General features: G+C 66.5%; 6 protein-coding genes. 5 read left to right on the forward strand and 1 reads right to left on the reverse strand.

Annotated features, from left to right (window positions below; genetic code table 11):
• Positions 1 to 44 precede the first annotated feature (44 nt).
• From D7X12_RS38710 to D7X12_RS38730, 5 genes are read left to right on the forward strand one after another with little or no spacing between them, the layout of a single operon-like run.
• Positions 45 to 920, forward strand: coding sequence for an SCO family protein (locus D7X12_RS38710; RefSeq protein ID WP_120630178.1), 876 nt, complete (start codon positions 45 to 47; stop codon positions 918 to 920).
• On the forward strand, positions 917 to 1963 hold the full coding sequence (coxB, locus tag D7X12_RS38715; RefSeq protein ID WP_120630179.1) for a cytochrome c oxidase subunit II: 1047 nt from the start codon (positions 917 to 919) through the stop codon (positions 1961 to 1963). The genes D7X12_RS38710 and coxB overlap by 4 nt, the downstream gene beginning before the upstream one ends.
• Positions 1947 to 3626: a cytochrome c oxidase subunit I gene (locus tag D7X12_RS38720; protein ID WP_120630180.1), complete on the forward strand. Its 1680-nt coding sequence runs from the start codon at positions 1947 to 1949 to the stop codon at positions 3624 to 3626. The genes coxB and D7X12_RS38720 overlap by 17 nt, the downstream gene beginning before the upstream one ends.
• Positions 3619 to 4281 carry a cytochrome c oxidase subunit 3 family protein gene (locus tag D7X12_RS38725; RefSeq protein ID WP_120630181.1) on the forward strand — a complete coding sequence of 221 codons (663 nt, stop codon included), beginning with the start codon at positions 3619 to 3621 and terminating at the stop codon, positions 4279 to 4281. Before D7X12_RS38720 ends, D7X12_RS38725 begins: the two co-directional genes overlap by 8 nt.
• Before the next feature lie 10 nt (positions 4282 to 4291).
• A complete protein-coding gene (locus D7X12_RS38730) occupies positions 4292 to 4732 on the forward strand; it encodes a cytochrome C oxidase subunit IV family protein (protein ID WP_120630182.1) in 441 nt (146 codons plus the stop codon).
• 89 nt (positions 4733 to 4821) lie between these two features.
• Here the strand turns inward: D7X12_RS38730 and D7X12_RS38735 are convergent.
• Positions 4822 to 5584, reverse strand: a 763-nt coding sequence (locus tag D7X12_RS38735) for a DUF481 domain-containing protein (protein WP_244225040.1), incomplete at its 5' end; no start/stop codon positions are given.

Below are 5584 nucleotides of genomic sequence, written 5' to 3' on the forward strand. Positions count from 1 at the left end.
AAGTAGGCTCCACCCCCGCCCCCGTCACCCGAGCCGTGCCTGCCATGCCGTCCTTCCTCCCGCACACCTCCGCCCGCGCCGCCGGGCTCTTCGCGGCGGTCGCGCTGGTGCTCACCAGCGCCACGCCTGCGTCCGCCCTGCCGGGTGGAGGCCGGACCCCGCGCGCCATCGTGGAGGCGGACTCCGACCTGCCTCCGCCGATAACGGGCGTGGACGTGGAGGAGCACCTGGGCGACCCGCTCCCGCTGGAGACCCGCCTCCTGGACTCCTCGGGGGAAGAAGTTCGGCTGGGGACCCTGCTGTCGAAGACGCGCCCCACCCTGCTCACGCTGGTGTACTACGAGTGCCCCATGCTCTGCAGTCTCGTCATCAACGAGCAGGTCCGCGTGATGCGCGAGCTGGGCCTGGAGCTGGGCAAGGACTACGAGGCGGTCACCGTCAGCATCGACCCCAAGGACACCCCGGGGCAGAGCAGTGAGCGCCGCCGCAAGTATCTGCAGTCCATGGGCAAGCCGGAGAACGCGCCCTGGCATTTCCTCACCGGCACCGACGAGAACGTCCGCAAGCTCGCCGACGCCGTGGGCTTCAAGTACACGTATGACCCGAGCACGAAGCAGTACGCCCACCCTGCGGTGGTCACCGTGCTCACCCCGGAGGGGAGCATTTCGCGCTACCTCTACGGCACGTCGTTCGACCGTCAGAACGTGAAGCTGGCGCTGCTGGAAGCGGCGGGCGGTCGGGTGGGGACGAGCGTCGATCGCATCGTCATGTCCTGTTTCAAGTATGACACCGCCACCCGGCGGTACGGTTTCTACATCTTCGGATTCATCCGCCTGGGCTCCCTTGCTGTCTTCGGCGCCCTGGCCACGATGCTGATCTATTTCTGGAGGCGCGAGCTGAAGAAAGGCGCGACTACATGAGCGACCTGGCCAACCAATTCCTGTTCCTCCCGGAGCGCGCGTCCACGTTCGCGGAACGGGTCGACTTCCTGCACTACTTCGTCGTCGGTACGACGATGGTGATGTCCGCGGGCGTCGGTCTCGCGGCGCTCTTCATGTTCTTCCGCTACCGTCGGCGGGAGGCCCACCAGACGACGGAATACGTCGTGCCGGACCTGAAGACGGAGTTCCTCTTCGTCTCCGTGCCGCTGGTGTTCTTCCTGGCGTGGTTCGCCATCGGGTTCCGGGACTTCACCTGGTACACCACTCCGCCCAAGGACTCGATGGATGTCTACGTCATGGGCAAGCAGTGGATGTGGAAGTTCTCCTATCCGGAGGGCCCCAACGGCGTGAACGTGCTGCACGTGCCGGCGCACCGCCCGGTGCGGCTGCTCCTCACGTCCCGCGACGTGATCCACTCCTTCTACGTCCCGTCCTTCCGCATCAAGATGGACGCGCTGCCGGGCCGCTACACGCAGGCCTGGTTCGAGGCGACGAAGCCCGGCACGTACCAGGTGCTCTGCACCGAGTACTGCGGCCTGTCGCACTCGAAGATGCTGGCCGAGGTCGTCGTGCTCGCGCCGGAGGACTACGAGAACTGGCTGAAGGAGCAGCAGCGCGGCCGCCTGCAGGACCGGCAGGACGCGCTGGCGGACACGTCGCTCGTGCCGCCCGTGGCCCGCATGTCCGAACAGGGCCAGAAGCTGGTGGGCTCCCAGGGGTGCCTGGGCTGCCACTCGGTGGACGGCTCCAAGCACATCGGCCCCACCTTCCTGGGCATGTACGAGCGCACCGAGAAGCTCCAGGACGGCCAGGACATCCGCGTGGACGAGGCGTACATCACCCAGTCCATGATGGACCCGGGCGCGCACATCGTCGCCGGCTACCAGAACGTGATGCCGACCTACCAGGGCAAGCTGCAGGGCCCTGAGTCCGCCGCCATCGTCGAGTACATCAAGTCGCTGCGCACTCCGAACGTGCGCGAGAGCGCTTCCGAGGGACCCGCCTATGACCCCATCCAGTAGCATCGCCGCGCCGGGGGCCGTCGTCCCCGGCCATGAGGCGACCGACGACCACGGCCATCATCCGAGCTACCTCACGGACGGCACCACGGTGAAGTCGTGGCTGCTGACGGTGGACCACAAGCGCATTGGCATCATGTACATGGCCTGGGTGCTGCTCTTCTTCCTGGTGGGCGGCATCTTCGCGCTGCTCATCCGGATCGAGCTCCTGACGCCCGGTCCGACCATCATGGACGCGATGACGTACAACCGCGTCTTCACGCTGCATGGCATCGTCATGATCTTCCTGTTCATGATCCCTGCCATCCCCGCCATCTTCGGCAACTTCATGCTGCCGCTGATGCTGGGCGCCAAGGACGTGGCGTTCCCGCGGCTGAACCTGCTGTCGCTCTACGTGTACCTGGCGGGCGCGGGCTTCGCGCTCTGGGGCATGCTCAACGGCGGCCTGGACACCGGCTGGACGTTCTACACGCCGTACAGCGCGCACACGACGACGACGGTGGCGCCGGTGCTCTTCGGCGCGTTCATCATCGGGTTCAGCTCCATCCTCACGGGCATGAACTTCATCGTCACCGCGCACACCATGCGGGCGCCGGGCATCACCTGGTTCAAGATGCCCCTGATGGTCTGGGCGCTCTACGCGACCAGCTGCATCCAGGTGCTCGCGACGCCGGTGATTGGCCTCCTGCTCCTGCTGGTGACGGCGGAGAACCTGTTCAGCCTGGGCATGTTCGACGTGGCCCGCGGCGGTGACCCGGTGCTCTTCCAGCACCTGTTCTGGTTCTACAGCCACCCGGCCGTGTACATCATGGTGCTGCCGGCGTTCGGCGTGATGAGCGAGATCGTCTGCGCCTTCAGCCGCAAGAACATGTTCGGCTACCGCGCGGTGGCGTACTCCAGCGTGGGCATCGCCTTCGTGGGCTTCTTCGCCTGGGGCCACCACATGTTCGTGTCCGGCCAGTCGACCTTCAACGCCGGCGTGTTCGGCGTGCTGTCGATGCTGGTGGGCGTGTTCACCGCCATCAAGGTCTTCAACTGGGTGGGCACCGTCTACAAGGGCGCGGTGGAGTTCACGACGCCGTTCGCCTACTTCTGCGGCTTCCTGTTCTTCACCGTGTTCGGCGGCATGACGGGCATCGCGGTGGCGACGGTGTCGCTGGACGTGCCGTGGCACGACACCTACTTCGTCGTGGCGCACTTCCACTTCATCATGGTGGGCGCGACGATCATGGCCTTCCTGGCCGCGCTCCACTACTGGTTCCCGAAGATGTTCGGGAAGATGTACCACGAGGGGTGGGGCCTGGTGTCCGCGGCGCTCATCATCCTGGGCTTCAACGCCACGTTCATCCCCCAGTTCCTCCTGGGCAACGCGGGCATGCCGCGCCGCTACTACGAGTACCCGGAGCGGTTCCAGGCGCTCAACGTGGCGTCCACGGCCGGCGCGTCCCTGCTGGCGTTCGGGTTCGTCATCATCGCCATCTACCTGACGTACGCGCTGGTGTACGGCGAGCGCGTGGACAACCCGTGGCACAGCCGGGGCTACGAGTGGCTGACGTCGTCCCCGCCGCCCACGCACAACTTCATTGGTCCCCAGCCGACCTACCCGGAAGAGCCCCACTTCTACGTGGAGCCGAACACGGGCAAGGGCGAGGTCTCAGATGTCTAGCGCGCACGTGACGCCGGGTACGCTGCCCGGTCCGAAGCTGGCCGCCCACTTCGCGTCGCTGGAGGTGCAGAACCACGCGGCGCGGCTGGGCATGTGGCTGTTCCTCGCGACGGAAATCCTGCTCTTCGCGGGTCTGTTCGCGTGCTACGCGGCGTACCGCTTCCTGTTCCCGGACGCGTGGGCCGCGGCCAGCCGCAGCCTGGACCTGACGATGGGCACCATCAACACGGTGGTCCTCATCACCTCCTCGTTCACCGCCGCCATGGCGGTGCACTACGCCAAGGAGGGGAAGAACAAGATGGTGGGGCACATGTTCGTGCTCACGCTGCTGATGGCCATCGGGTTCCTCGTCATCAAGTTCTTCGAGTACAAGCACAAGTTCCACATCGGGACGCTGCCGGGCCGCTACTACTTCTACGAAGGCATCCAGCTGCCGGGCGCGCCGCTGTACTTCACGGTGTACTTCGCCTCCACCGCGCTGCACGCCCTGCACGTCGTCATCGGGATGACGGTGCTGGCGTTCTCCACGGTGCGCGCGTACCGCGTCGGGGACTTCAGCGCGAACAACTACACGATGGTCGAGCTGGGCTCCATGTACTGGCACCTCGTCGACCTGGTGTGGATCTTCCTCTTCCCGATGCTGTACCTGGTCTGAGGGACACGACATGGCCATCGCCAACGAATCGCATCAGGAAGAGCACAACATGCAGGAGCACCACGGCGCCGGGCGCTACGTGGTCATCTGGGTGGTCCTGCTGGTGCTCACGCTCGTCACCGTCTTCACCGGCCGCATGCACCTGCCGGACTTCGGCCTGCTGCTGGCGCTCGTCATCGCCAGCGTGAAGGGCACGCTGGTGGCGCTGTACTTCATGCACCTGTCCGAGCACCGCGGCGCCAACCGCCTGGTGTTCGGGGTGTCCATCATCTTCGTGGTGCTGCTCATCGGCTTCACGCTGATGGACTTCGGCACGCGCTTCCGGCTCGCCAACCCTCCGGGCTCGCAGTACAGCGACCTGCAGCCGGTGGACATCGGGGCGAACACGGCCGAGGGCCGCCAGGGTGGGCACCAGCAGAAGATCAAGCAGCAGGGCGAGACGCACGAGTAGTCGCAAGCGTCTTCAAGCCTTGAAGCAGCCACGCGGCGCCCGGGATTCTTCCCTGGCGCCGCGTCGCTTTTGGGGCGGACCTGCGACGACTACAGCGCGATGGTCAGGTTGAAGGAGAGCGCCGTGTCGGTGGACACCTTGCCCGGAGGCGGGGCGCTGTCCGACTTCACGAGGAAGCCCACGCCCAGGGCCAGCGCGTCGGTGAGGTTGGCCATCACCTGCGTCTGGCTGCTGAAGAGCACGCGCGACTCGGTGATGACGCTCACCAGGATTTCAGCCTCCTCCTGGAAGGTGATGTCCTTGGAGATGCCGTAGCGGAACAGGGCGCCGAAGCGGGGACCGCCGATGTCCACGTCCGCCAGGTCCAGGCGCGCCGGGTAGTACTGGAAGCGCATCTCGCGGGCGTAGCGGAAGGCGAAGTCGGTGCGCAGGGTGGAGTCGCGGCCGGACTCCTTCTTGGTGTCGAACCAGAGGATGCTGGCGCCGGCTTCACCGTAGGGCCGCGCCTCCACGCTCTTGATGTGGTCCGTGTCCACGCCCGTCAGGAGGTAGCCGCTGAGCAGCTCCGTGAAGCGGCGGTCGCCACGCAGCTCGATGCCGGCGTTGAGGGCCACCACCTGCGACAGCGACTCCGCCTCCCCTTCCAGCTGGGGCGGGCGGCTGCGGCCGTACGCGCCGAAGGCCTTCGCCGAGTAGATCCACCGATCCGTCTTGCGCAGCGCGCTCGCGAGCCCGCTCACCGTCAGCGTGGACGCGTTGCCGGTGAGGGAGATGAGGCTCAGGCCCACGCTGACATCCCAGACGCTGGGCTTCGCGGCGGCGGGGGCCGCGGCGGTGGCGGTGGCCGTCGGG

It is taken from the genome of Corallococcus sicarius, assembly GCF_003611735.1.
GTDB lineage: Bacteria > Myxococcota > Myxococcia > Myxococcales > Myxococcaceae > Corallococcus > Corallococcus sicarius.